Source organism: Glaciimonas sp. PAMC28666 (assembly GCF_016917355.1).
Classification (GTDB): domain Bacteria; phylum Pseudomonadota; class Gammaproteobacteria; order Burkholderiales; family Burkholderiaceae_D; genus Glaciimonas.
In genome coordinates, this window is the sequence record NZ_CP070304.1 from 4,531,170 (window position 1) to 4,554,050 (window position 22,881).

The following is a 22,881-nucleotide window of genomic DNA, read 5'->3' on the forward strand; positions in this document are numbered from 1 at the left end:
TTACGCCGAGCTTCCAGCGGTGCGCCAGTCTTTCTTCTTTTTTTCTTTCGTTCTGTTTAAAGTTATCCATTCATCTATCTATGCTACGTACCTTAGTTTTAGCCTCGAATAACGCTGGCAAATTAAAAGAGTTCGGTCAATTGCTCTCCCGCGTCGGCTTCGACGTTCATCCACAGGGCGAATTTAATGTTCCCGAAGCGGACGAGCCATACTTTGCTTTTGTCGAAAATGCTTTGACTAAAGCGCGTCATGCCGCCCGACTGACCGGGAAGCCAGCGTTAGCTGACGATTCTGGCGTTTGCGTCAATGCGTTGCAAGGTTCGCCCGGTGTCCTGTCAGCGCGCTATGCTGGCGAACCAAAGTCTGATGCCGAGAACAATCGCAAACTGATCGCAGACTTGGCTAAGCACAACGATAAATCGGCTTATTATTATTGCGTGCTGGTATTTGTTCGTCACGCCGACGATCCACAGCCGGTCATCGCCGACGGTAGCTGGCATGGTGAAATCATAGCGGAACCGCGCGGCGAGGGCGGCTTTGGATATGACGCCCATTTTCTCTTGCCTGACTTAGGTAAGACAGCCGCCGAGCTGACTTCGCTCGAAAAAAATACTCTCTCGCATCGCGGTCAGGCGTTGCGCACACTGGTTGAAAAGTTGCGATGATTCCTATCAAATTTATTGGCACTGGGACAAGCAAAACCAAAGTAGCTTCGGCTGAAAGATCGGTCGAAACTTTGGATGGCGCTGCACAAGCAGCGCTGGCGTATTTAAAGCCAGGGACTTTGCATTTGAGTGCGTTGCCGCCCCTGTCGCTATATGTACATTTTCCGTGGTGCGTCAAAAAATGTCCTTATTGCGATTTCAATTCGCACGAAGCGAAGGGTGGATTTCCCGAGGAAGAATACTTGAACGCGCTGCGCACAGATCTCGAAAACGCACTGCCGCTCATATGGGGACGCAAGGTTTATTCCATATTCATCGGCGGCGGCACGCCCAGCCTCATGTCCGCAGCCGGGCTGGATCGATTAATGTCGGATATTCGTGCCTTACTTCCGCTGGATGGCGCGGCAGAAATCACTATGGAGGCCAATCCCGGCACCTTCGAAGTAGAGAAATTCAAATCCTACCGCGCCAGTGGAATCAATCGTCTATCAATAGGCATTCAAAGTTTTAACGGCCGTCATCTGCAAGCGTTAGGACGCATTCATGATGATGGTGAGGCACGTCGCGCTGTCGAAATTGCGCAAAGTACGTTCGACAACTTCAACCTGGATTTGATGTACGCATTACCCGGACAAACCCAGCAAGAAGCTCTCCAGGACGTCACCACGGCCATCGGCTTTGCACCCCCGCATCTGTCGATGTATCACCTGACGCTTGAACCCAATACCTATTTCGCCAAGTATCCGCCGCAGGTGCCTGATGATGATGCAAGCGCCGAAATGCAAGATATGATCACTAAGTTAACCTCAGAGGCGGGTTATGGCCATTACGAAGTGTCGGCTTACGCCCAACCGGGTCGGCAGGCGCGTCATAACTTGAACTATTGGCAATTTGGCGACTACCTCGGCATAGGTGCCGGTGCGCACTCCAAAATATCATTCCCGCATCGCGTCATCCGGCAAATGCGTTACAAGCAGCCAAAAGCATATCTGGAACAAACAAGACTCGGCAACGTGGTGCAGGAAGAGGTTGAGATTGAAAGAGGCGAGTTAGGATTTGAATTCATGCTCAACGCTTTGCGCCTGAATGGCGGCTTCGAGGTCAACCTCTTCGCTGAGCGAACCGGCATGTCCCTAAACACAATTGAAAAATCGTTAAACGATGCGGAGGCCAAAGGCTTGCTATATCGTGATCATCAGTTGATTAAACCGACTCCCCTGGGTGAGCGCTTTCTGAATGACCTGCAACAGATGTTTCTAGTGGATTAATCAAAAATGTCCAGGCAATCGCATTGAAAACAAAAAAAATCAAATATTGTCTAAAATTTAGCATCCATTCCTCGTCATTTCGGCCTGACTTAGGTATAATTCGGCTCTCTGGAAGTGTGGCCGAGTGGTTGAAGGCACTAGTCTTGAAAACTAGCGACGGTTTATCCCGTTCGTGAGTTCGAATCTCACCGCTTCCGCCAGTTTTAAACATAAAGCCCTGATTATTCAGGGCTTTTTTGTTTTGGGGGTTTGATTTCTTAATTGTATGTTTGGCATCTTTTAAGACAAACGTCCGCAACTAATACAATGCGTCCGCAACCCCTGCTATTTTTTGACTAAAAATGATGCTTTAAAGTCAAAAAACAGTCGCCATTTCACCGGGAAAAACCATCAATTTCCACTGGAAGAATGGCTACAACTAAACGTAGTGACAACTTTCTCGTCACAATCACCATTAATGTTGTTACACCATATACGTATGGAGATTACATTTAACCAAACCAAAGACAGCAACAATGAAGTTAAGCACGGTATTTCTTTGGCGGCGTTGCTCGAATGGGATACGTTGTATGTGACCGCCGACAAGCGACACACATGCAGCGAGGAGCGGATGATTGGTTATACTTACATTGATTTGCGTCTGTACTTGGTTGTGTTTGGGGATCGCAACGATGTGCGCCGCATCATCAGCCAGCGCAAGGCGAACGAACGAGAGGTGAAACGCTATGCCACAACTTAAATTGGGCACAATCATGCCTACCCCAGAAGAGAATGCCGCGATTAATGCGGGAATCGCTGCCGATCCGGACGCCTATGATTTGTCTCAGACAGAGTTTAAAAAATTGCGCCCTATGCGCGGACGTTCTGCTGTAGACGGTACCAAAGTGCAGCTACAGTCCGGTTCGACGCCGAGGTGATTCAGGCATTCAAGCAGGGTGGCGACGGATTGCAGACCAGGATGAACGACGCGTTGCGGGATTGGCTGACAACGCATCGGGTTTTGTGATCCAGGTTAGGAAATTTAAGTCACGAGTAAATAGCCTTCGTATGACCGTACTCGACCCAAAGCGGTCGGTCGGGTTTTCGGTATAGAGAAATTCAACGTTAAACATCAACCGCACATTCCGCACGCATGAGCTGGTGGAGGACACATCAATGTATGGATTACAACTGATCCACATGAGGAGCATTAAACATGAAATTTCAACAAATTAATGCGCTCAACGAATTATTGGGCGAGAGTGGCTCCGTGCAACGGCTTTTCAACAAGCTCTGCAATATCCGAAATACTTCCCATACTGATAATTACCGGATCGATGTGTGGCGTAGAGTTAGAAGGGCGCCAAGCGAAGCGCCATTCCCGCTGTGAAATGAAGCATTTTGGTTTCGAGAAGATCGCCCCAAGGCTACTTCTTTCGCCATAAATAATAGGACCATCTATTCTCGCCCCTTGTGGGAGCGCTGACGCCATCGCTACGTGAAACCGTTCACAAAACTCCTCAACATTATGAATAACTAGGCAAGAGTCTGTGCCGCGAAAATCGTCGAACAAAAGCTCATCCCAAGAATCTGAAAAGCATATCGTTAAATAATTGGTGCCGACGTGTGACCGATAGATAACGTCTCCGATCGGCTTGATCTGCTGCCCGGTGGTCACTAGTGCGATAGTCACAGCACTTGTGGGGGATGCATATGAACGGCAAAGCTCATCGTCGTGTCGCGCAGGATCTACTTCCTGATTCTTGTAATCAGATGCGGGGCGAAGACGAAACTCTCCTAGATTCAAGGACCTCTCTAACCATTTTTTCTCAGAATATCTGTATAGCTTTAACGGACGAGTAACGTCAATTGGCATGATGCACCTAAGATTTAAAGAAAAAGAGACAATTTGTCGCCTACGTAGACGCAGGTTCTAACTGTACGTATAAGATTTTAAAAAAACAGAGTATCAATAAAATTGGTAAAAATAACAATCTTTATAAATAGACTAGCAGCTCAAAATTTTACTAACGAGTCGGCTTAACATTCTCCCCCACACGTCGATAAACCTTTTTAGTGATTTCCTGCTCCGTATGCCCAAGTAACCGACTAGCCGCGCCAATATCCGCTATTTCCGACGCCGCTTTTGGCCGGATATCACGAAACTGAAATTGTTTAATCCGGATGGCCAGCTCTTCGTAGTCGCCATTTTTTTCATCTATGACCTGCTTTATTGCTGCGATCCGCGCATTATCGAATCTTGTACGTAGCGTTCCCTTGTTAAGCGGTTGTCCGGCCCTGTTAGCTACCAAGTACACACTTTTGACTTTCCCTTTACGCGCAAGAATTTTGTCGATCGTCGTGCCAAGTTCTGAGCGGACATCCTGGTCGTCCAGGACAATGCGGAGGATTTTTTTTGTTTTGCCTTGCTTGACTTCCAACGCGCCGTTTTTGACATGAGCATGCATCATTTTTAACGTGTCAGCGTTGCGCTGGCCTGTCAGATACGCGATATCCATCGCATCGCGTAATTCTTCGCACGCGGCGTTATAGACCGCGTCCCATACGGGTGCATCTGCGTAGAAGTCGCGGGGATGTTCCTTATTCTTCCGAACGCCTCGGCATGGATTCTCTTTTTCGGTAAAGCCCCATTCGCGTGCCATATTGTAGATATTGGACAAAAGCGAAAGCTCCCGGTTAGCCCGAACTTTGGCGGTGCGGGCGTCCCGGTATTGGGCGATATGGTGCGGAGTGATGGAACTGATCGGAGCGTCGTTAAACGTTATCCTCAATTGCTTAAGCGACCAGCCATTTTCCTTCTGTGTGCCCACAGCTTTTTGGGAGATGATGTCGCGCTCGTATCGATTGAAAATATACCTGCACAAGCTGGTATCTATTGGAATGGGTGCGCAATCTAGTTCCGCCCATTTTCGCTTAGCCTCGGTAAGGTCGGACCCGAGAAGAATTTCTTTGCGTTTGCCATTTTCATCGCGGCCATTGTAATAATATCTGATCCACTTCAAACCACTTTTTCGGATACGGGTACGCCGAAGCATATTCGGTGGCAAATCCCGCGATGTTGATTTAGGTCGCATATGTCAGCGTCACCGTATTTTCGATAAGTCTGGTACCCATCCGGTAGCCGATCCGAGAGTTGCCGGATTGATGCCGCTCAACTTCAAGCGCGCATACAAGCGTCCTACGATGGGATTGCCAGCTTTGTTTGCATGACTGGTCCAACCATTTTTGGAGAGCCAGTCGATTTGATCGCGTCGCGCCTTGCAACCGGTGATTGTCGCGATCTCATCCGGCTCTAAGGTTTCTGTGGTGATGGGCATTTCAAAGAATGCCGTCATGAATTCGCATTTTCTTTGCGCATGTTGATGCTCCTAAGGATTGTGATAAACCTTGACGGGGAAATCTGCGGCATAAAGTTCTTGCGCAGTAGTACAAACATGGCCGCTGGCGCTCACACAAGTAACACGGTCCCGGTTGACCTTATGTTTGGAGAATTTATCCCGGACGGTCTCAAGCCAATTATCGACACTAGAAAATTCGAATAGTTTTTCACCGACGGTCATTGTCACGTTTGTCAGCAGCATGGTGAGTGTGCTCGGATATCGTTAACCAAATGTGCCTGGGGAGAAATCTCTGCGAAGGACTGTTCCGATTTGCAGCATCGCGCAGATTGCACATTCACTTCGACGGCGATTTCTTCCGATGTCGGTGCCGTGTTGTCGCCACTGTTGGTGGTCATGGCGCCTGCAACGCTAATGAAAAGGATTGCAGCGAAAGCTCCGAGGATGTTTTGCAGAATGGTCATGACGTACCTGCTTGCAGCAGGGCGGCATCGATGCGGTCCATGCAGGGAGCGTCTCCGTGTTCTACCGATTTGAGGTAGCGTTGCGCTATCATCAAAGCGGCGACTAAACTGTCGTGTGCATTGCAGGCCCGAATGATAAATCCAAGATTGGCCTTTTGTCGTGGAGTTTCACAAGCATAAACACTTGCGATAGAAAGGTCGTTCCTGGATGACCCCACGGGCCGAATATATCCCAGCCCCGCTGCAGTCTCTGGATCAGGATGATCATGGAATGCGACCCAGGGCGTCGGTGTATGTGGCATCTCTCTATCCTGAAGATATTGAATATCGCGATCTAGCTTGGTAATCCACCAATCGCGAGTAGGAACGTGGCCTGATTCGAGTACGTCTTCGAGGGTTTGTTGGATGCCCTTGCTGGATAAAAAGGTAAGGGCGGCTTCAAGGCGCGTTGCCGTTATTGCGCTGTTAGCGCAAACCATCTGTTCTTCTATTTGTTTTTTCATTTATCGCTCCGAATTACCGTAAATTGAGTCCGGCAAAGAGTTATTCTACTTTAAGTAGAATTCAAGTCAACTACTTAAAGTAGATTTGATAAACGCGGCGCGACTAGGTTTCCGGTTCAACCTCGAACGCGTCTAACCTACCCCTATGAAAGTCAAAATCCTTTTTAGGGGCAAATTTGGGATTTTCTTTAAAAAATTGGAATCCGGAACTCTCGGGATAGGGGAGGGTGATACCAGTGAGTTTCCAGGCGAAATGAATAGCGGAGTTGCTAAGCGAACCAAATCAGGGAGAACATTTCCACCTGCCGAACAATCATGTCGGTCCGTGTTTGGACTTGATAGACGACGCGATTAATTGAGACAACGGATTTGGATTTTTACTTTGATAAACGAATTCGAGATGACGGCTTAATATTGCAAGCAACGCAAATCTTGGCATCCATCGCCCCGGCACGTCCTTGGTTTTCTTAAGTCTAGGGTTTCAAGTCGTCACAACTTCCTCCGTGTTCATGGGCTATTTTATGTAACGCAATAAATTAAAAACCTCTAGCAACAACGGAGACAGGAGAGCAAGTGTGCTTACTTTACAGAATTTTCTCGGTCTATTTTCCAATATACTATTTTTACGAATAGTAGCTTTTAGGCCGCACATCCATTTTTGTCATGGAGATGTTGAAAAATAGTTTGATCGTAGGCTAGTCACTAGAAAAAGGAGTTTATGCATACCGAGCAAGAGACCGAACTTTTGAATGCGTTTAAAGTGATTCCTGCTGTCGATAAAAAGATGATATTAGATTTGACGAAGAGCCTAGGTCCTGAGCATGTAAATGCGCGACCAGCCTTACGATTAATCCAAGGTGGACCGCTGACCGCGGTTTACAACAACCTTCTCAGCGGCAACCGCTGATTTCAAAATAAAAGATCTTCCTTTATCCGTAGATTGCGCAAATAAATCGATCAGTTTCGTTAGATCGTCTGCATCGATCATCATTGGATCATCGTTTTTTTGATCAATTTGCAGATGGTCTAACTCGCTTGCTGGGCGCGACTTTTTTCCGACTCGGCCTTCCGAGCCAAATTGAAGATATGCAGGCGACAGCTTGAGGAGTTCCGCCAACATTAAAATTTTATCTTGGCGCGGCATGGCTTGACCAAGCGTATAACGACGAGCCATTTCGTAGCTAATCGATAAATAAATCCTAATATCGGTAACGGTAATGGCGTTATCTTTCATAGCCGCCTGTATGCGACTAGCTAGTTCCGGATATTTGTCCGGCATCCCATTCAATTCTTTGCGATCCGTCATAGGGTAGAAGGATAGATAAAACTTCAAGTCGTGTCATTTCTATTTTAAGTAGTTGTTTGACGCTACTTTAAGTAGTATTATCCATTCAAGCAATCTTTAAGGTTCTCATAAATGTTATCGACGTTCATCCCCAACCCGATTGCCGACGCGATCGACTATCTTGGCGGTGACACGGCTGTTGCTAAACGGGCCGGATTAAAGACGTCTTGGGCGGTCGCAAAATGGCGAAAAAAACTTCCTGCTGAGCGCACCATTTGGCTAGCCAAAGAAACCGGCTTTATTTATTCACCTCACGTCCTGAATCCAACAATGTATCCCAATCCTAAGGATGGACTTCCTAGGAGGGAGGGTCGTAATGCATGACATAAACAACAAATCACGAAGGACACGATGAAAAGAAATCTTCTATTCCAATGCGCAGAAGCGCGTTTTGAGATCTTTGGTGGCAATGAGTTCTTAGTCGGACTCAAAAGACCGACGCCACAAGATGCACAAAAATCTTTCTTTGCATCGCTCTCAGCATTCGGAAATCACATGGGCTATATAGAGTTTTCGATGGCACTCACGGTGCGTGGGACAGCGTTTTATAGAGCAACTCAATTGCATTCGGTAAGCGATATAGATTCCGATGCATCCAACATTTACCAGCTTCTTACTAATCTTCCCCGACCAGCGACTTCCGAAGATTTTGCGTCGAGGTATCTTCAATTGTGAAGGTGTGTTCCGTTTATTCAAGTCGCCGACTCCTTGTTCCTCAGTCAATCTTAAAAGGTAAACCTATGCGTATTTCTAAGTTTCACCAGCTTTGCAGGCGATTCGTTTTATGGTCTCTCGGACCCGATATTCTGGCGGCAGTTAGTAAAGAACCGCCCCCGGTAAAAGTCATTGTGGACTGCCACAAGGAGCACGTTTTATTCGAGTTGCGTGTTCGTCGGGCGATATCCAACTATTCACCTAGCGCGATGTTCGCGTGTAATGATCTCGAATCGCGGCTACACTTTTGGCGAAAGATTTCTGGAATACTTCGGATTGTTGAAGAGCCACAAAACTCTCCGTTAGCGCAAAAGCCGCACTCTCAAATTCCCTATTCACACCGCGTAAAACATCCGAACAATCGCCGATTGTCAAAGCGACGATAAAGGCCTCTGTGGCGAGTATTCGACCAAAAAGTTCATCGTTTGCAATTTCGATGGCTTGTATTCGTCTTAAAAGATTATCGTTATTCATGTGGTTTCCTTTATCAAAGTGATGGAGACAATCTGGACAAGAACTCCGCTTAAATATAGATAGGCGTGTGACGCGGAGTAGCACGCATTAGAGATTTCGATGACACTCAACCGTGCATGACGGCGTAACAAACGCTAAAGGAATAATCAATGAAAAATTTATACACCCGTTTCCTACTTCTGCTGATTCGTCCGGCCATTCGTTCTGAGATTGCGTTTTGCGCTTTTATTGATGCGTGTAATAAGCAGAAACGTTGGGTGAAAGATGCGCCGAAGCGGCACCTATATTACGAGGCCTGTACCCGCCTCGGCTTGACGACACTTCGCGATGTTCAGCGATAGCTACAAACCAGAGTCAGATAATTGTCCGTTTCCCATATGCCGGTTAAAGAAATTTCGACTGGTCCTACCGTTAATCAACAGGAGAAATATTGAAAAGTTTACTCACGCGTTTGGTAAAGGCGACACTAGATCCAGTTGCGATGAATCTTCGTGCTGCGCTTAAATATTGTGTCGGACCGCCCGACACCATTTTGATCGATAAGGATCTGCTAGCGGTCTTGACCCCAGGTGACCTAGGCCTCATTCACTTTGATCGGGTGCTACATCCGATGGAGCGTGAAGAGTTGCGCGCGTATCTAAAATCCGTGGACGGATACCGGCCTGGATGTTTAGTGGTGTTAGAAAACTGCTCTGCAATTACGGTTATTAGATCACCGCATAATGGTAACGAGCACGCCAATAACAGCGCATAACGCCAATATAAATTCCACGGGTTTCTCTCGGATTAGCTTTGTAATCCGCTTAGCATATTCTTGTAGCGTGGGGCCAAGATATAACAGCGGATATAGCTCATCTCCAGGTCGCCTATATGTGTCCCAATATCGCTTTTTAAGTTTTTTCCACTATTTCATATCGACTCCGATGACTGATATCGCGTGGAATAAAACGCTTTTGAAATTCCACTTTAATTTGTAGGCAGAATCAATGAAAAGCTTATATACCCGTTTTGTGCTGTCTTTGATTAACCCCGCTATTCGTGCCGAACTGGCTGAAAGAGAAGCGACTACTCGACAATCAAAGACCGGAACGCTCCCGCTCTCCGTTGTAGAGCTTTTTTTGGCAACAAACGCAGTCGAGATAAACACTCCCGTAAAGGGAATCTCTTTGCAGCACCGACTTGATCCCTTTATCGAAACAAGATTGACACAAGTAGTGCATGGGCTCCGCTCCAATTGGATGGGACACATCGCTACTTACTGGGGAGATATTCATCCCATACGTGAAGATGCCTGTGGTGATTTCGACAAGCGAGTATCTGCCGCGCTGCGCGATAGTTTCTTCCATTTCTCTCAGCTTCTTTGCGGTTTCGAACTCCTTTTGTTGAAGAGCAAGAAGGTGGGTGTTGTGGATGAACAATGCATCCTGGGCCTTGAGCAATTGTTCGTTAAGACCGGCAATAACGGGTGCCATTTCGGCGAAGTCCCTCACGTTTAATGCTGCTTTTCCGAATTCTTTGGCTGCGGACATAGCGGAAGCGGCCACGCCTATAAGGGTGAAATCCATAAATGATACTTTCGTCGAAATGGTTCGTCGGCCTTCGCTTACGAATGGATCAATAACCGCAACATCCTAGGATTGCCTAGATACGGTTCGGCTGAGGGCAGTGTATTAGCCGCCCCCACATTTTTAAACCACCCCAAAAAGGAACAAGTAGTGGACCTCAGAAAAGCATATTTATCGATGATCAAATCTTTTAATGGTGGGTGGGACGCCATTGCACCGGCGCTGGGCATGACGCGCAGCTCATTAGAAAACCGGATCTATGAACGCAAGGGCCAGTCGATATTGGTGGAAACGGCGATTCAGATGCAGGCGTTTTCTGGTACGAAGTTTTTTGCCGAAGCCATCGCGACCACCAGCGGCGGGGTGTTCGTTAAGTTGTTTGAAGGCGAGGATGTTGATGATGAATTGCTGCATCTTAAATTCCAGAAGCTATACGCTGGCCTTGGTCGCCTGTCGCAGTCTTACACCGATGCAACGGCTGATGGCGAGATCGACAAACGCGAGCGCAAGGAGTTGAACGCGATTGCCGAAGAAATCCACAAGACCATTCAGGAAATGATGAGCCTGATGTTTAAGGTTTACTGCCGCGCTGAGAATTCAAGCGATGACAAGTAACGGCAAGCTAAGCGAACCAAGATGTAGGCCCCATCGGGGTTTGTCGGCCACATCGCAACCGCCGTTAGCTGCATGAAGCGCAGCACCATCAAACCCCGTTCCACACCCATGAGGCGCGCACCCATGACGCGCGGCCTTACTGGTCTTCTGTCCTTAACATCCTTCCAGCGTTCCAAGAAGCCGCCCAAGCGGATCAAGTCCCGCCAGAAGGTGGTGCCGACTATTGAGAAAGCGCACTACAGGCGCGTGGCAGGTTTGCCGTGCGCGTGTTGTGGAATCGAAGGATTCTCCCAGGCGGCGCACAGCAATCGCCATCAGGACGGTAAGGGGGCAGGGCTGAAGGCACATTATCTGGCGACTTTTCCGCTGTGCTGTGATCGTCCTGGCGTGGTGGGTTGCCATACCAAACATGATCAGTGCATAGGCGGCGACAGGGCAGAGATGGACCGACGCTCGATAATTTATTTCGCGCATACAAAGCAACAATTGGAGGTGACGCAATGAGCGTAGAAGCAATTACGTGGGCACTAAATCTCAAGGTAGAGCGGTCAACAGCGAAGTTTGTGCTGGTGGCGATGGCGAATTGCGCTAACAACGACATGGTGTGTTGGCCTTCCGTGCAATATCTTTCGGCTGCGACGTGCCAGGACCGCAAGACTGTTCAGGAGAACATTCGGCGCTTGAAGCAGGCGGGATTTATCGCTGCAACTGACGTCCGAAAAGGCCGAACTGGGCAGGTTATCGTCTATCAATTAAAGAATCCCGAAAACGGGCCTGTTAAAGAGGCCCAAAAACGGGACGTTAACGACCCTAACAGGCCCGGAAATGGGCCTGTTGATGAGCCATATAGTGGAAACGATCCCGAAAACGGGCCTGTTAAAGAAGCCCAAAAACGGGAGGGTATCGGGCTAAACACTCCCGAAAACGGGCCTCTTCAAGCGTTAAATGCTGAAAATGAAAGAGGCCCGTTTTTCCCATCTAACAGGCCCGTTTTTTCCCTTCAAAGAGGCCCGTTTTTCCCCAGAAACAGGCCCAAAAACGGGCCACGGAACCGTAAGGAACCGTAAGGAACCCAAAGAGAACCCAAAAGGGGCGCAAGCGCCTTCCGATCCAAACCCGGTTTGGAAACCCATCAATGCCCTGATCGCGGCCGGTGTGGATAACAAAACGGCGGGCGATTGGCTGAAGCTGCGCAAGGCAAAGAACGCGCCGGTGACCGAAACCGTCCTCGACATGGCGACGGCCGAGGCGGTGAAGGCAGGCATTCCGTTGATGGATGCCTTGAAAATTTGCTGTGTCCGCGGTTGGGCTGGCTTCAAAGCCGAATGGATTGTGAAGGACGACCACGGCAAAGCACAGGGCGCGTGGTACGCCACGGAGTCATCGGTGGCGGCCAAGGGAGCGGAACTGGGGATGCAGCCACACGCAGGCGAATCGCTCTACACGTTCAAAGGACGGATTCAAGCCGCGCTGGACAACGGCGGCAAGCCCCCAGTCTCAGTTTCCGGTCAAAGACTGATGCCAGCGATCAGGAGCAAACCCGAATCTGAAAACATCGGCCCATCCCCACAAAATCGCGCCGCCGTGCTGGAAGCCGCCCGCGCTCTGAGGCCGCGGTCATCGCTATGAAATCTGCGACCTGCTCGCAGCGTGGCCGGGGCGATTAAACGGGTTTGAACAGGCGATTCGATCAGATGCATAAGAATTTACTTAAAGGGTTTGAAGCATGGCAACAGCAATCCGCAGACCAAAATATCGCAATACCACGGTGTGCCACAACGGAGAACGCTTTGACAGCATTGCCGAGTTCAACCGGTACCGACAATTGCAGATTCTTGAGCGGGCAGGGCAGATATCCAACCTCACGCGCCAGATAGATTTTGTCCTCGCTCCCAGGGTAATTATCCAGGGTAAAACCAAAGCCGCGATGAAGTACAAGGCAGACTTTTCCTACACGAATGTTATGACCGGTTGCTACGTGGTGGAGGACGTCAAAGGCGTACTTACACCGGTCTACAAGGTCAAGCGCCACCTCATGAAGTGGGTGCATGAGATCGATATCGTGGAGACCAAATGACCATCGAACAAGGGACCAAATGAGCGCACTACGAAAAATCGAAGTAGTCGGCTACGTGCCAGACCCTTTAACCGAGGTGCTGGACATTTACGTGCGTTGGACCAGACGCGACGACGCCGGAAACGCCCACCGCGACCGCGAGCAGGACGATGAGTGGCATAACGCATCTTATGCACAAGCCGATATCAATACCGCGGAGGCTGTGCATTTGATGTTGTGGGAAATGAAGGAGATGCATCGTTGGGCCATTAACAAGCGTTGTGGTATTTCGCGGGTTTGGCGGTTTCCTAATGCGGTGTTTGTTGATGTGCTGGCTGTGGCGGAGGTGGGGATTGTTGAACGGATGAAACGGAATGCTGCTACTAGGGATTATTTTCGTTGATGGGTATAAGGAAATGGCCGGTTTTCGGGTTTGGCTCCGGCTCAAACCCGCGTGCGATCTAAACGCCTGTCTTAGTATCACGGAATAAATTTATCAATTTCGAAATACCTACAGTAAACGCAAGAGCCCCCTCTTTTTGCATTTGACCGCATTCATTTAACTTTTGATTGATTCGTCAGACACGAGAATAGTGCGAACAAGTAAAATTAGTTGCATTATTATAATGTCAGAGCTAGAGTCTCACGCGCCTTTGATTTTCTTCGATCACGGATTTTAATCGGTTGCCCGGCTTGCTCTCTTGGTTTTAGAATATTACTTGGGTTGGCCGTTATTCGCAGCATGCACTCTTCAAATGCGTTTTTACTTGTAGCATGCATGTTGATGGCAATGCATCAAAATCGAGCGAGAGCTACCATTCGATTAACATGGACGCGTCGTAACGGCGAGTCATTTAGCCCGCACGTTATGCATCAATAGACTAAGGCATCAATGCGTATTCGCTACGAAGAAAAAGTTTTTGAAGGTTACTTTAACATCGAGTTAGCCAATCTTTCTAAGGTTTACTATCCGTTAGGGCAGTTTCAAGAAGGGAGCATTGGCACTGATGCTGTTGCGCTAACCCGTAACCGACACTTTTGGCGTCGGTTAGGACATCCATATTTTTTTCGTATGAAATATTCTGGTTTGGACTTTCGCGAGATAGCCGCAGAAATGGAAGACTTTCTTGGCAAAGAAGTTGCAAACATCCCAGATATTAAAACAAATCTCTTGTTTCAGTACAAGAGGTCAGAATACATTGTCTCTGCCCGAGCTGCAGAGTGGACTCACTGGAAATCACCTTACTTCCGCTATGATATCTATCCCGAGCAACAGTCCCTTCTTGAGCACCTACACAGCAAATTTCAGCAATCAGCATTGATCCTCTATGCGGCTCCGGCATTGCAGGACGTAAATGAACTCGTTGACTATCACTGCAACCGTAAAATAATCTCCCATACTAATTTTCGACCAGCAGCTGATCTGTCAGGGCACGCAAGAAATACTTTCAAAGTTGCGGGCACGCATTCTGTGGCATGTAGTGAACCAGTGCGCCATGAATATTTTGACTTACTTGCAGAATTACGGGAGCGAAAGGCTGGCGAGCAACCGGCTTTCGAATCAATAGTGGCTCTGGCTAAAGGCTTTAGTGAGGTAATACGTCAAACTTCGCTTGCAAAGCCATTTGCTACATTGGTCGAGCAATATGGATTATCCGAAAATGAACAATCAATGCCTTTGTTGAGCGCTCATATCACCATGGCAGTAGTTAAGGATCTAACTGGAATTCAGTGGCTAATCTCAACGTCCAGCTAAGAATGGAATTCACATGTAATTCTCATTCCACTCATGGACCATGGTGGCTGTCCAAATGAAATAATAAATTCGCAACTCATTTACACATTACCGCGCATATCAGGGGTGCCAATGGAATGGCAAAGAACTTAGTGAGAATTTGACGCTGGCACATGATGGGTTTGATTAGTAGGCCTCTTACGTTTCATCCTTGAAGGAAGACTTACTAAATAAAATAAAATTATTGCAAAACGCTTCAAGCGATTACCCCAACCACTCATATCGCCAACTACGAGAAATTTTCTATGCGCTTGAAATACGTACTTGTCGTTCCGGAGGGAGTTTCTGAGCAGCTGGATGTAACCCCTTTCCAAGGGTGGAACCGGGGGGTTGCGAATCCGGTATTTTTGAGTTTGCTGCGCATTCTTTGTTGCTTGCCACTCGCATTGGACGAGGTACTCATGACTCACGATGAATTGCGAGAGTCTAGGCGGGTTAATGACTTCAAGTATGTAATTGCCATTGGGAGAGACTCACTTAAAAAAATCCAATTTGTGAGCATAGACGAGGTAACTGTTTTTCTCTGTCTTCCCACGCACATTAAAACCGTAAGGGAAACACAGAACATTAAGACTGGCATTGCACTAATACTATCGCCAACCGTGCAAGTAGGCGTTATTGACGTTAGGGAGATCCATGAGCCATTTTGTCATGGGATTGATAATGAGTTATGGTCCGTGATTTCTTGTCGGTCAGGAAAAAATAGCCTGCAGAGGAAGAAATACTCGAAATCGGTGGAACTGCCGCTGCTGCACGGTGTGGTCATGCCAAATATAATGTTGCTAGAGAATCTCGGTTATGTCGTCATCGGAGAAAAAGGCGCTATCTTGCATGATCACGAAAAGGCAATTGACGCTGTAGTTGCGACAGCAGAAATAGTCATGGATATATTATGCGTAGAGGAGTCTTCTCATAAGCAGGAGATTGTAATTTACGCACCGTCTGTAAAAGTATTTTTCTATGACTTCAAAAGTAATGTTTGGAATCAGATCCTTAGACCTATAAAGGAAAGTTGGAAGAAAAAAGCAATCGAACACCTACTTTTCAAATCAAAGTCTTATTCATCTTCGACAATTCGCTTTAACGGAGATCCTTTGGTCAATCCATATAAGGACCCTGTAATGGGTTCACTCTTAGCGATCAGACAGAGCGAGATCTATGCGACTTCGATGGCTACGGCAGTACTTTCGTGTGTACAAAATATTGCAAGTGTAAGACTGCCGAATTCTATTAATTTGCACTCATCACAATTGAGACAAATAGAAAATTTGTCAAAACGGTCCGACTCTAAAGCTGAAATGTTACTCCAGAAGGCCTTTCACAAGTATGTGAGTGACTTAAAAGATGATGTTGGAGACCAAATATCTGCATTGATATGCACAAGAACTCGGGCCTGCAAAATCTGTAGCGACGTCCCGTTGGAGTGGATGTATTTGGGCAACCTTCCGTTGATGATAAGCCATGAAGTTTCGAAGCTTCCGATGACACCTGGGAATGTTCTTCTTCGGTCTGCTACGTGCGGATTGCCAATAACCTTGCATGCGGATGACTTGAAGAAAATTCTGATCGTCAGATCATTTATAGATGGAGATCCTATAAAGCCAATGTTGGAATTTTCCATTAATTCATTTGCAATTGATGAGCATTTGGAAACGAAGATAGTAGATGTTCAAAGCGAAAAAGAAGCGATCCAAGCCTTGAATGATTTTAATGGATTTGTCGTTATATTCGACTGCCACGGAGATCACGGCGGATCGAATTCAACTGGTTGGCTTCAGTTCGGAATAGATCGCACAAATACTTGGGAACTAGCTTATAAGGCCAGAATACCGCCAATCGTCATGTTGAGCGCGTGTTCTACGGCACCTGTAGGTGGCTCACATGCTTCCGTCGCAAACGGACTGCTTAGATCTGGTGCATTCAGTGTCATTGGTACGTTTCTTCCAGTAAACGGGGCGGAATCCTCGATATTCATCGCGAGAATTCTATATCGAATTAGCGCCTATCTGCCTGCGCTGAAATCAATAGGGATTGACCTCATAACTTGGCGGACCTTCATTGCTGGTTTCATGCAAATGTCTTACGTTACCGACGTATTACGTCACTTCGTTAAATTGGGTATCATCGATATAGCATTTTCACAATCGGTCAATCTTGAAGCAAACTATATGATAAATCTTCAACAGGACGATTGGTATGATTCTGTCATTCAAAAGATTTCTGAAAAGACAGGAATTGCGGCAGATGAATTAATTAAGAAGATAGTTGATGGCAATCCATTGCTTGAAACGATGCGTTATTGCCATGTTGGTCTCCCCGAACATATTAGAATATTGCTGGGCGATCCAATTGAAGGATTGAAGACTAATGCCACGCACTAGATTGAAGGTTTTTAAAGCGCTTTTATTTTTTATTGATAAGGGCGACTCACCGCTGTAGGTGCATTGTAGAAGTTCAAGAATAGGCTTGATCGTCTGATTTGAGGTGAAATCTCAACGCCCCCGTTCGGACGCATCCTATCAAATCACATCACGACTTTTATACTAATTTTTAGTTTGTTCCCTGGGGTTTGATTCCATCAACCAAATTTTGCAAGAACAATAGGAAATTGCTCAGCCTCATAGGTCTCCACAAGCGTCGCTAAAATCACTAAGCGGCGACCTTCCGGCGTACCCCGTTCGGCCGCCATCAGCGACTGAATTTCCTTTAACGCCATCTGGTAGTCGACTGAAGTTTTGATTGAATTAAGGTCCATTGCTAGCTCCATTTTGGATAAATTATCTTGATCTGGACGTAAACCCAGTGTATGTTCTGTTTAGGGGCGTTTTCTGACGTCCAAAAGAAAAGAAATATTGTCCTCGCATTGTTAATACAAGAGTTGATTCGTTACACGTCGAAGCCACTTTTCAGATAGAACTGAGTTTCGGGAATCACCTCCTGTATTAGCAATTTAAGCCTCGAACCTTCATCGGTCCGAGGCTTTTTGCATTTCGCCTTACCGTATTTTTACCGTATTGCACCGCACCATTTTTATGGTAAAGTTTAGCTGTCTCCTCCAACACCTCCTAAGGTTTGGATTCAGCCCGCAACCGAAAGGTCATGCGGGCTTTTTTTTATAGATCGAGCAGTTCGGCATCTATACCGAGTGCGGCGGCGATCTTCTCACGGCTGGGTTTGTCTAGCGTGCAGCTTGCCTCTTCTTGCGCGTAGGACGACTGTGAAACACCCAGACGTTCTGCTAGTTGGATTTGAGTCAGTCCGAGATGTTCGCGCCATGCACGTGTAGGCCTCCAGTCGTTATCGACCATCAGAGTAACAACTTCGTGTGGGATGTAAGTTTCCATATCGTTTATTGGTGGATGTAATTGGTTTAACGCCAGACCGATTTTGTAGCAAGGATGGCCGTATCAGGTCTTGCGATTAGGAGAATGAGATGATCATAGAACGGATTAGAGGCAGAAGGCTACAAGCCATGCGCCTGCGAATCTGGTCCTGCTCCCCATTCTGCGCCATGTGCAAAGCATTGACCGCCTATCCATCCGGGTTTGAGCTTGATCACGTCACAGCACTGGCTAACGGCGGTACCAACGATGACAGCAATCAGCAAATCCTCTGTCACGCTTGCCATGAACTAAAGACTCTTACGGATCTCGGGCAAAAGCAACGCATGACGATAGGTGATGACGGTTGGCCGAGTGCATCGCCGATGCTCTCAACGGTGCCGCGATGGAGGAGGGCAGAGGCGGGTTTCAGACGCCGTAAGTAGTGATGTGCGTCGCATGAATCCTTCATTGCAGTTGACTACCCCCAGGGGTGGGTAAAAACTCGCCAGACCTTCCCGCGGAAACCGATCGTATATCTCCGTGTGTACACCCGCGTATTGAAACTTTTTTTCTGGGACGGTAATTATGGTCGGGAGACGCCCTAAACCCACGGCCTTAAAACTGGTCACAGGCAATGCCGGAAAGCGTGCGCTGAACAAAACTGAGCCCAAGCCGCGGCGGGAAATCCCTTCCTGTCCAGCGCATCTGGACGACGCGGGCAAAGTTGCATGGGGCCGGTTATCCGTGCTGTTAGATCGGATGGGTGTGTTGACCGAAGCCGATAGTTTTGCGCTCGAGCGGCTGTGCGATTGCTACGCCGACATTTTGGCGTGCCGCATTTTAATCGTGCGCGATGGTCGCACGTACGAAACCGTCGATCAGTCCGGCAACACGCTCATCAAAAATAATCCTGCCGTCAATCAGTTACGCGCCGCAGATTCCCAATTCAAAAGTTACCTGGTCGAGTTCGGCCTGACGCCTGCCGCCAGATCGAAAGTACACGCCATACCCGATGACGACGATAAAAAAGACCCGCTCAAAGAGTTCTTCGGGTAAAGGGACAATTGACACCGTAACGGAATACGCAAAATCCGTCGTTGCTGGAAAAAGAATTGCAGGACCGCACGTTTGTGCCCAATGCGCCCGCCATCTCAGCGATATCAAGACCGGCAAAAAGCGTGGCCTGTTTTGGAATGTTGATGAGTCCAGCAAGGCGCAGCGCTTTTATAGCAATGTATTAAAACTCAATGGTGGCGACTTCGAAGGTGTCCCTTTTGTATTGCTTCCGTGGCAGCAATTCGTCGTCGGATCTTTGTTCGGCTGGCAAGGCGCGGACGGTTATCGCCGGTTCCGCGTGGCCTATGTCGAGACCGCCAAAGGCTCCGGTAAATCGCCATTAGCCGCTGGAATCGGCATGAAGGGATTGGTCGCTGACGGCGAAGCCCGCGCCGAGATCTACTCCGCGGCCACTAAAAAAGATCAGGCCATGATCTTGTTCCGCGATGCGGTTGCGATGGTTGATCAGTCGCCGGAATTATCCAAGCGATTACAAAAGTCCGGTACCGGCGAACGTTGCTGGAATCTTGCTTACATGGCGCAAGGCGCATTCTTTCGCCCAATCAGCAGCGACGATGGTCAGTCTGGCCCGCGACCACACATCGCGTTGATCGATGAGTTGCACGAACACAAAACCAATAAGGTCGTTGAGATGCTGCGCGCCGGTACCAAAAGCCGCAGGCAAGCCATGATCTTCATGATCACTAATGCAGGCAGTGGGCGCAATGGGCCGTGTTGGTCTTATCACGAATATGGCGCGCGGGTCGCCGCTGGCGATATGTTGGATGACGGATTCTTTCCCTACATCTGCAGCCTGGACGAAGACGACGATCCCTTCGTCGACGAATCCTGCTGGCCTAAGGCAAATCCCAGCCTGCAAGACGCCGACCTTCCTGGATATAAATACATCCGCGAACAGGTTACCGAAGCCAAGGGCATGCCATCCAAAGAAGCGCTGGTTCGTCGACTGAACTTCTGCCAATGGACCGATGCGGAGTCACCATGGATCAGCCATGAAGTATGGAAAGGCGCACGGCAAGACTTTGATATTGAAGAGTTACGTAGTCGCCGCGTAGTCGCGGGGCTTGACTTGTCCAGCACAACCGATTTAACCGGTTTGGTTTTTCTGGTTGAGCCGGTCACATCGCGGGAGCCTTGGAAGATCATTCCCTTCGCCTGGTTACCGGACGCCGACTTACAGCGAAAATCAGATACCGACCGTGTGCCATACGTATTGTGGAAGGCTGAAGGATTGCTGGAAACCACCCCCGGTCGTGCGATTAGCAAGCGCGTGATACTGCAAAAGCTCTCCGCAATGTGTGACTTTTTCGAAATCGTTGCCGTTGCCTACGACCGCTGGCGCATGGCAGACCTGATATCCATGGCCGAAGATGATGGCATCAGCCTGCCAGAAATGACGCCCTTTGGCCAAGGTTACAAAGACATGTCACCGGCCCTGGAGAACTTCGAACGCATGCTATTGAACGGTGAGATCGTCCACAACGGTCACAAAATCTTAACCATGTGCGCCGGGAACGCTGTCACCGTTGCGGACGGTGCAGGCAATCGAAAGCTGGACAAGGAGTGCGCAACGGGCCGCATCGATTTGATGTTGGCCGCTGTCATGGCAGCCGGACTCATTAACAGCATGACAGACGGCGACAGCCTGGACGAATTCCTTAGAAATCCCATCATTGTGTAAAGACTCTATGACCGAAATTAAAACCACACCGCCAGGACGCGTGAAGTCGGCCTTACTCAATTGGCTGGGCGTCCCGATTGCGCTCACCAATGGCGCATTTTGGGCAGAGTGGATAAGTGCCAATAACATCTCCGGCAAAAAAGTCACAGTAAATTCCGCGCTGCAGCTTTCGGCAGCATGGGCCTGCGTGCGGTTGATTTCAGAAACTTTATCAACGCTACCGATGAATCTTTACCGTGACACCAGCAGCAATAAAGTCATCGCCAAAGACCACCAGCTTTACAGCCTGTTGCACACCCAGCCAAACGCCGACATGACCGCTGTCGTGTTCTGGCAAGCGTATGTTGCATCGATGCTGTTGTGGGGCGCGGCTTACGTAGAATTACGCATCTCAGGCGGCGTCATCACATCGCTGGAACTCCTACTACCAAACCGCGTCACCTTCCGGCGACTGGAGGCTGGCGCAGTCCAATGGAAATACGACGACCCCATTACCAGAAGGCAGCGCACGATTCCAGAATCTTACATGTGGCACACGCCGGCCTTTACGATAGACGGCCTTAATGGGTTGTCCCCCATCACCATGGGCGCTAATGTCTTTGGCGGTGCGATGGCCGCGGATGAAGCCAGCGCCAACACTTTCAAGAATGGCATGAAATCATCCGGTCTGGTCACCATGGATGCGCCACTAAAACCGGATCAACGCGAAGACATCCGCAATCACATCAAGTCCGTATCTGATTCTGGTGGCGTCATGGTGCTGGAAAAAGGTGCAGGGTTTGAACAGTTACATATGAATCCGCAGGACGCCGAATTACTTTCCACGCGCGCGTTCAACGTCGAAGAAATATGCCGCTGGTTTCGCGTTCCGCCGTTCATGGTCGGGCATAGCGATAAATCCACCACCTGGGGCACCGGTATCGAATCGCAAATGATCGGCTTCGTCACCTTTGTCTTACGTCCCTGGTGCGTCCGGATTGAACAATCGATCCGCAAAAGTCTGCTCACCCCCATCGAGCGGATGGAATACAGTGCCGAGTTTGCTTTGGAAGGCCTGCTGCGCGGCGACTCCGCAGCGAGGGCAGCGTTCTACAGCTCCATGACCCAAAACGGCGTCATGAGCCGCGATGAATGTAGAAAACTAGAAAATCTACCACCGATGGGAGGCAATGCCGCCGTACTCACCGTGCAATCGAACCTGCTACCAATCGATAAATTAGGCGTCGGTATCGACACCGGAACCACCGCTAAAAACGCGCTGAATGACTGGCTCGATAATGCAGCAAAAGGAGACCAATGAAAACCCATGGCACAAACCGAACGGTCAAGCACAAGCAGTTCGCCTTCAAGGCATCGGCCGTGAACGACGACGGCACATTTGAAGGTTATGGTGCTGTCTTTGGCAATATCGATAGCTATCGCGAAATCGTGGCACCGGGTGCGTTTGCGGATAGCCTCAAGGCGATTCAGGCATCGGGCGACCCGCTCCCGGCACTCTGGCAGCACAACTCAAAAGAACCAATCGGCGGATACGACCAGCTGGTCGAGGATGCACACGGCCTGAAAGTAAGCGGCTTCCTGCTCAAGGATCACGTCACCCGCGCCGCAGAAGCCTACGCGCTCATGAAGCGCCGTGTCATCAAAGGCATGTCCATCGGCTACTACGTCCTCGAGGACAGCTGGAACGAAAAAGACCGCGTCCGGACGCTCACCAAATTAGACCTGCAAGAAATCAGCATCGTCACCTTTCCGGCCAATGCCCAAGCGCAAATCGAAAGCGTCAAATCCGCGCTCGCCAACGGCAGCTTACCCAGCCTGTCCGAATTTGAAGACATCCTGCGCGAGGCAGGGTTTTCTAAAAGTCAGTCCACGGTCATTGCAAGCCGTGGCTTGAAAGAATTGCTTTCCCGGAGTGAGTCCGGTGGCGACCAACGTAGCAAACACCGCAGCACGCAGCAAGATTCGCTTTCCGTTTTACGGAATTTCCAACTTTAAGGA

Annotated in this window: 30 protein-coding genes and 1 tRNA gene; 20 read left to right on the forward strand and 11 right to left on the reverse strand. The window is 48.7% G+C overall.

Features of this window, described 5'->3' with window-relative positions:
- Nucleotides 1-80 precede the first annotated feature (80 nt).
- From rdgB to JQN73_RS22875, 6 genes are all read left to right on the forward strand, one after another.
- Nucleotides 81-665 carry an RdgB/HAM1 family non-canonical purine NTP pyrophosphatase gene (gene rdgB, locus JQN73_RS19315; protein ID WP_205320561.1) on the forward strand — a complete coding sequence of 195 codons (585 nt, stop codon included), beginning with the start codon at nucleotides 81-83 and terminating at the stop codon, nucleotides 663-665.
- The gene (gene hemW, locus JQN73_RS19320; RefSeq protein ID WP_205320562.1) at nucleotides 662-1,933 is read left to right on the forward strand and encodes a radical SAM family heme chaperone HemW; all 1,272 of its coding nucleotides are present in this window, start codon (nucleotides 662-664) and stop codon (nucleotides 1,931-1,933) included. The genes rdgB and hemW overlap by 4 nt, the downstream gene beginning before the upstream one ends.
- 110 nt (nucleotides 1,934-2,043) lie before the next feature.
- Nucleotides 2,044-2,133 (forward strand) — tRNA-Ser (locus tag JQN73_RS19325).
- A 131-nt stretch (nucleotides 2,134-2,264) separates the two neighbouring features.
- Nucleotides 2,265-2,672, forward strand: coding sequence for a BrnT family toxin (locus tag JQN73_RS22865; protein ID WP_370551263.1), 408 nt, complete (start codon nucleotides 2,265-2,267; stop codon nucleotides 2,670-2,672).
- Between the two features lie 13 nt (nucleotides 2,673-2,685).
- The gene (locus JQN73_RS22870; protein WP_370551264.1) at nucleotides 2,686-2,850 is read left to right on the forward strand and encodes a hypothetical protein; all 165 of its coding nucleotides are present in this window, start codon (nucleotides 2,686-2,688) and stop codon (nucleotides 2,848-2,850) included.
- Entirely contained in the window at nucleotides 2,847-2,939 is a 93-nt protein-coding gene (locus tag JQN73_RS22875) for a BrnA antitoxin family protein (protein WP_370551265.1), read from the forward strand. The genes JQN73_RS22870 and JQN73_RS22875 overlap by 4 nt, the downstream gene beginning before the upstream one ends.
- A 222-nt stretch (nucleotides 2,940-3,161) precedes the next feature.
- Here the strand turns inward: JQN73_RS22875 and JQN73_RS19340 are convergent, their stop codons facing one another.
- The 6 genes from JQN73_RS19340 to JQN73_RS19365 all read right to left on the reverse strand — a co-directional run bounded on the left by JQN73_RS19340 (nucleotide 3,162) and on the right by JQN73_RS19365 (nucleotide 7,571).
- Nucleotides 3,162-3,788, reverse strand: coding sequence for a hypothetical protein (locus JQN73_RS19340; RefSeq protein WP_205320563.1), 627 nt, complete (start codon nucleotides 3,786-3,788; stop codon nucleotides 3,162-3,164).
- Nucleotides 3,789-3,939: 151 nt separating this feature from the next.
- The gene (locus JQN73_RS19345; RefSeq protein ID WP_205320564.1) at nucleotides 3,940-5,007 is read right to left on the reverse strand and encodes a tyrosine-type recombinase/integrase; all 1,068 of its coding nucleotides are present in this window, start codon (nucleotides 5,005-5,007) and stop codon (nucleotides 3,940-3,942) included.
- A 9-nt stretch (nucleotides 5,008-5,016) separates the two neighbouring features.
- Nucleotides 5,017-5,268, reverse strand: coding sequence for a DUF4224 domain-containing protein (locus JQN73_RS19350; RefSeq protein ID WP_205320565.1), 252 nt, complete (start codon nucleotides 5,266-5,268; stop codon nucleotides 5,017-5,019).
- A 33-nt stretch (nucleotides 5,269-5,301) separates the two neighbouring features.
- Entirely contained in the window at nucleotides 5,302-5,514 is a 213-nt protein-coding gene (locus tag JQN73_RS19355) for a hypothetical protein (protein ID WP_205320566.1), read from the reverse strand.
- A gap of 217 nt (nucleotides 5,515-5,731) precedes the next feature.
- The gene (locus JQN73_RS19360; RefSeq protein ID WP_205320567.1) at nucleotides 5,732-6,238 is read right to left on the reverse strand and encodes a hypothetical protein; all 507 of its coding nucleotides are present in this window, start codon (nucleotides 6,236-6,238) and stop codon (nucleotides 5,732-5,734) included.
- Between the two features lie 847 nt (nucleotides 6,239-7,085).
- Nucleotides 7,086-7,571 (reverse strand): hypothetical protein, encoded by a 486-nt coding sequence (locus JQN73_RS19365; RefSeq protein WP_205320568.1) that lies wholly within the window; start codon nucleotides 7,569-7,571, stop codon nucleotides 7,086-7,088.
- An 84-nt stretch (nucleotides 7,572-7,655) separates the two neighbouring features.
- Here JQN73_RS19365 and JQN73_RS19370 point away from each other — a divergent pair, with 84 nt between their 5' ends.
- Entirely contained in the window at nucleotides 7,656-7,907 is a 252-nt protein-coding gene (locus JQN73_RS19370) for a YdaS family helix-turn-helix protein (protein ID WP_205320569.1), read from the forward strand.
- Between the two features lie 591 nt (nucleotides 7,908-8,498).
- Here the strand turns inward: JQN73_RS19370 and JQN73_RS19375 are convergent.
- On the reverse strand, nucleotides 8,499-8,771 hold the full coding sequence (locus JQN73_RS19375; protein ID WP_205320570.1) for a hypothetical protein: 273 nt from the start codon (nucleotides 8,769-8,771) through the stop codon (nucleotides 8,499-8,501).
- A gap of 430 nt (nucleotides 8,772-9,201) precedes the next feature.
- Here JQN73_RS19375 and JQN73_RS19380 point away from each other — a divergent pair, with 430 nt between their 5' ends.
- On the forward strand, nucleotides 9,202-9,525 hold the full coding sequence (locus JQN73_RS19380; RefSeq protein WP_205320571.1) for a hypothetical protein: 324 nt from the start codon (nucleotides 9,202-9,204) through the stop codon (nucleotides 9,523-9,525).
- 322 nt (nucleotides 9,526-9,847) lie between these two features.
- Here the strand turns inward: JQN73_RS19380 and JQN73_RS19385 are convergent, their stop codons facing one another.
- On the reverse strand, nucleotides 9,848-10,336 hold the full coding sequence (locus JQN73_RS19385; RefSeq protein WP_205320572.1) for a hypothetical protein: 489 nt from the start codon (nucleotides 10,334-10,336) through the stop codon (nucleotides 9,848-9,850).
- Nucleotides 10,337-10,486: 150 nt separating this feature from the next.
- On the opposite strand from JQN73_RS19385, the gene JQN73_RS19390 reads away from it, so the two are divergent.
- On the forward strand, nucleotides 10,487-10,951 hold the full coding sequence (locus tag JQN73_RS19390; RefSeq protein WP_304607817.1) for a YmfL family putative regulatory protein: 465 nt from the start codon (nucleotides 10,487-10,489) through the stop codon (nucleotides 10,949-10,951).
- Between the two features lie 153 nt (nucleotides 10,952-11,104).
- On the opposite strand, the gene JQN73_RS19395 is transcribed toward JQN73_RS19390, so the two are convergent.
- Nucleotides 11,105-11,425 carry a hypothetical protein gene (locus JQN73_RS19395; RefSeq protein WP_205320574.1) on the reverse strand — a complete coding sequence of 107 codons (321 nt, stop codon included), beginning with the start codon at nucleotides 11,423-11,425 and terminating at the stop codon, nucleotides 11,105-11,107.
- Between the two features lie 26 nt (nucleotides 11,426-11,451).
- On the opposite strand from JQN73_RS19395, the gene JQN73_RS19400 reads away from it, so the two are divergent.
- From JQN73_RS19400 to JQN73_RS19425, 6 genes are all read left to right on the forward strand, one after another.
- Nucleotides 11,452-12,018 carry a helix-turn-helix domain-containing protein gene (locus tag JQN73_RS19400; RefSeq protein WP_205320575.1) on the forward strand — a complete coding sequence of 189 codons (567 nt, stop codon included), beginning with the start codon at nucleotides 11,452-11,454 and terminating at the stop codon, nucleotides 12,016-12,018.
- An 88-nt stretch (nucleotides 12,019-12,106) separates the two neighbouring features.
- Nucleotides 12,107-12,580 carry a hypothetical protein gene (locus tag JQN73_RS19405; RefSeq protein WP_205320576.1) on the forward strand — a complete coding sequence of 158 codons (474 nt, stop codon included), beginning with the start codon at nucleotides 12,107-12,109 and terminating at the stop codon, nucleotides 12,578-12,580.
- Between the two features lie 97 nt (nucleotides 12,581-12,677).
- Nucleotides 12,678-13,028, forward strand: a complete 351-nt coding sequence (locus tag JQN73_RS19410; protein WP_205320577.1) for a DUF1064 domain-containing protein — start codon at nucleotides 12,678-12,680, stop codon at nucleotides 13,026-13,028.
- Between the two features lie 19 nt (nucleotides 13,029-13,047).
- Nucleotides 13,048-13,410: a hypothetical protein gene (locus JQN73_RS19415; RefSeq protein ID WP_205320578.1), complete on the forward strand. Its 363-nt coding sequence runs from the start codon at nucleotides 13,048-13,050 to the stop codon at nucleotides 13,408-13,410.
- Between the two features lie 489 nt (nucleotides 13,411-13,899).
- Nucleotides 13,900-14,763, forward strand: coding sequence for a hypothetical protein (locus JQN73_RS19420; RefSeq protein ID WP_205320579.1), 864 nt, complete (start codon nucleotides 13,900-13,902; stop codon nucleotides 14,761-14,763).
- Between the two features lie 284 nt (nucleotides 14,764-15,047).
- Nucleotides 15,048-17,183 (forward strand): hypothetical protein, encoded by a 2,136-nt coding sequence (locus JQN73_RS19425; protein WP_205320580.1) that lies wholly within the window; start codon nucleotides 15,048-15,050, stop codon nucleotides 17,181-17,183.
- Between the two features lie 197 nt (nucleotides 17,184-17,380).
- Here JQN73_RS19425 and JQN73_RS19430 read toward each other — a convergent pair whose 3' ends face one another.
- Together JQN73_RS19430 and JQN73_RS19435 are read right to left on the reverse strand one after the other, a co-directional pair.
- The gene (locus JQN73_RS19430; RefSeq protein WP_205320581.1) at nucleotides 17,381-17,557 is read right to left on the reverse strand and encodes a hypothetical protein; all 177 of its coding nucleotides are present in this window, start codon (nucleotides 17,555-17,557) and stop codon (nucleotides 17,381-17,383) included.
- 358 nt (nucleotides 17,558-17,915) lie between these two features.
- Nucleotides 17,916-18,146 (reverse strand): helix-turn-helix transcriptional regulator, encoded by a 231-nt coding sequence (locus JQN73_RS19435; protein ID WP_205320582.1) that lies wholly within the window; start codon nucleotides 18,144-18,146, stop codon nucleotides 17,916-17,918.
- A gap of 167 nt (nucleotides 18,147-18,313) precedes the next feature.
- On the opposite strand from JQN73_RS19435, the gene JQN73_RS19440 reads away from it, so the two are divergent.
- The 5 genes from JQN73_RS19440 (at nucleotide 18,314) to JQN73_RS19460 (ending at nucleotide 22,878) form a co-directional block, all read left to right on the forward strand.
- Nucleotides 18,314-18,568, forward strand: coding sequence for an HNH endonuclease (locus JQN73_RS19440; protein ID WP_240162608.1), 255 nt, complete (start codon nucleotides 18,314-18,316; stop codon nucleotides 18,566-18,568).
- A 142-nt stretch (nucleotides 18,569-18,710) separates the two neighbouring features.
- Nucleotides 18,711-19,181 carry a phage terminase small subunit P27 family gene (locus tag JQN73_RS19445; protein WP_205320584.1) on the forward strand — a complete coding sequence of 157 codons (471 nt, stop codon included), beginning with the start codon at nucleotides 18,711-18,713 and terminating at the stop codon, nucleotides 19,179-19,181.
- Entirely contained in the window at nucleotides 19,138-20,883 is a 1,746-nt protein-coding gene (locus JQN73_RS19450) for a terminase large subunit (protein ID WP_205320585.1), read from the forward strand. The genes JQN73_RS19445 and JQN73_RS19450 overlap by 44 nt, the downstream gene beginning before the upstream one ends.
- A gap of 7 nt (nucleotides 20,884-20,890) precedes the next feature.
- Nucleotides 20,891-22,183 carry a phage portal protein gene (locus JQN73_RS19455; RefSeq protein ID WP_205320586.1) on the forward strand — a complete coding sequence of 431 codons (1,293 nt, stop codon included), beginning with the start codon at nucleotides 20,891-20,893 and terminating at the stop codon, nucleotides 22,181-22,183.
- Nucleotides 22,180-22,878, forward strand: a complete 699-nt coding sequence (locus tag JQN73_RS19460; RefSeq protein ID WP_205320587.1) for an HK97 family phage prohead protease — start codon at nucleotides 22,180-22,182, stop codon at nucleotides 22,876-22,878. The genes JQN73_RS19455 and JQN73_RS19460 overlap by 4 nt, the downstream gene beginning before the upstream one ends.
- The last annotated feature ends 3 nt before the right edge of the window (nucleotides 22,879-22,881 follow it).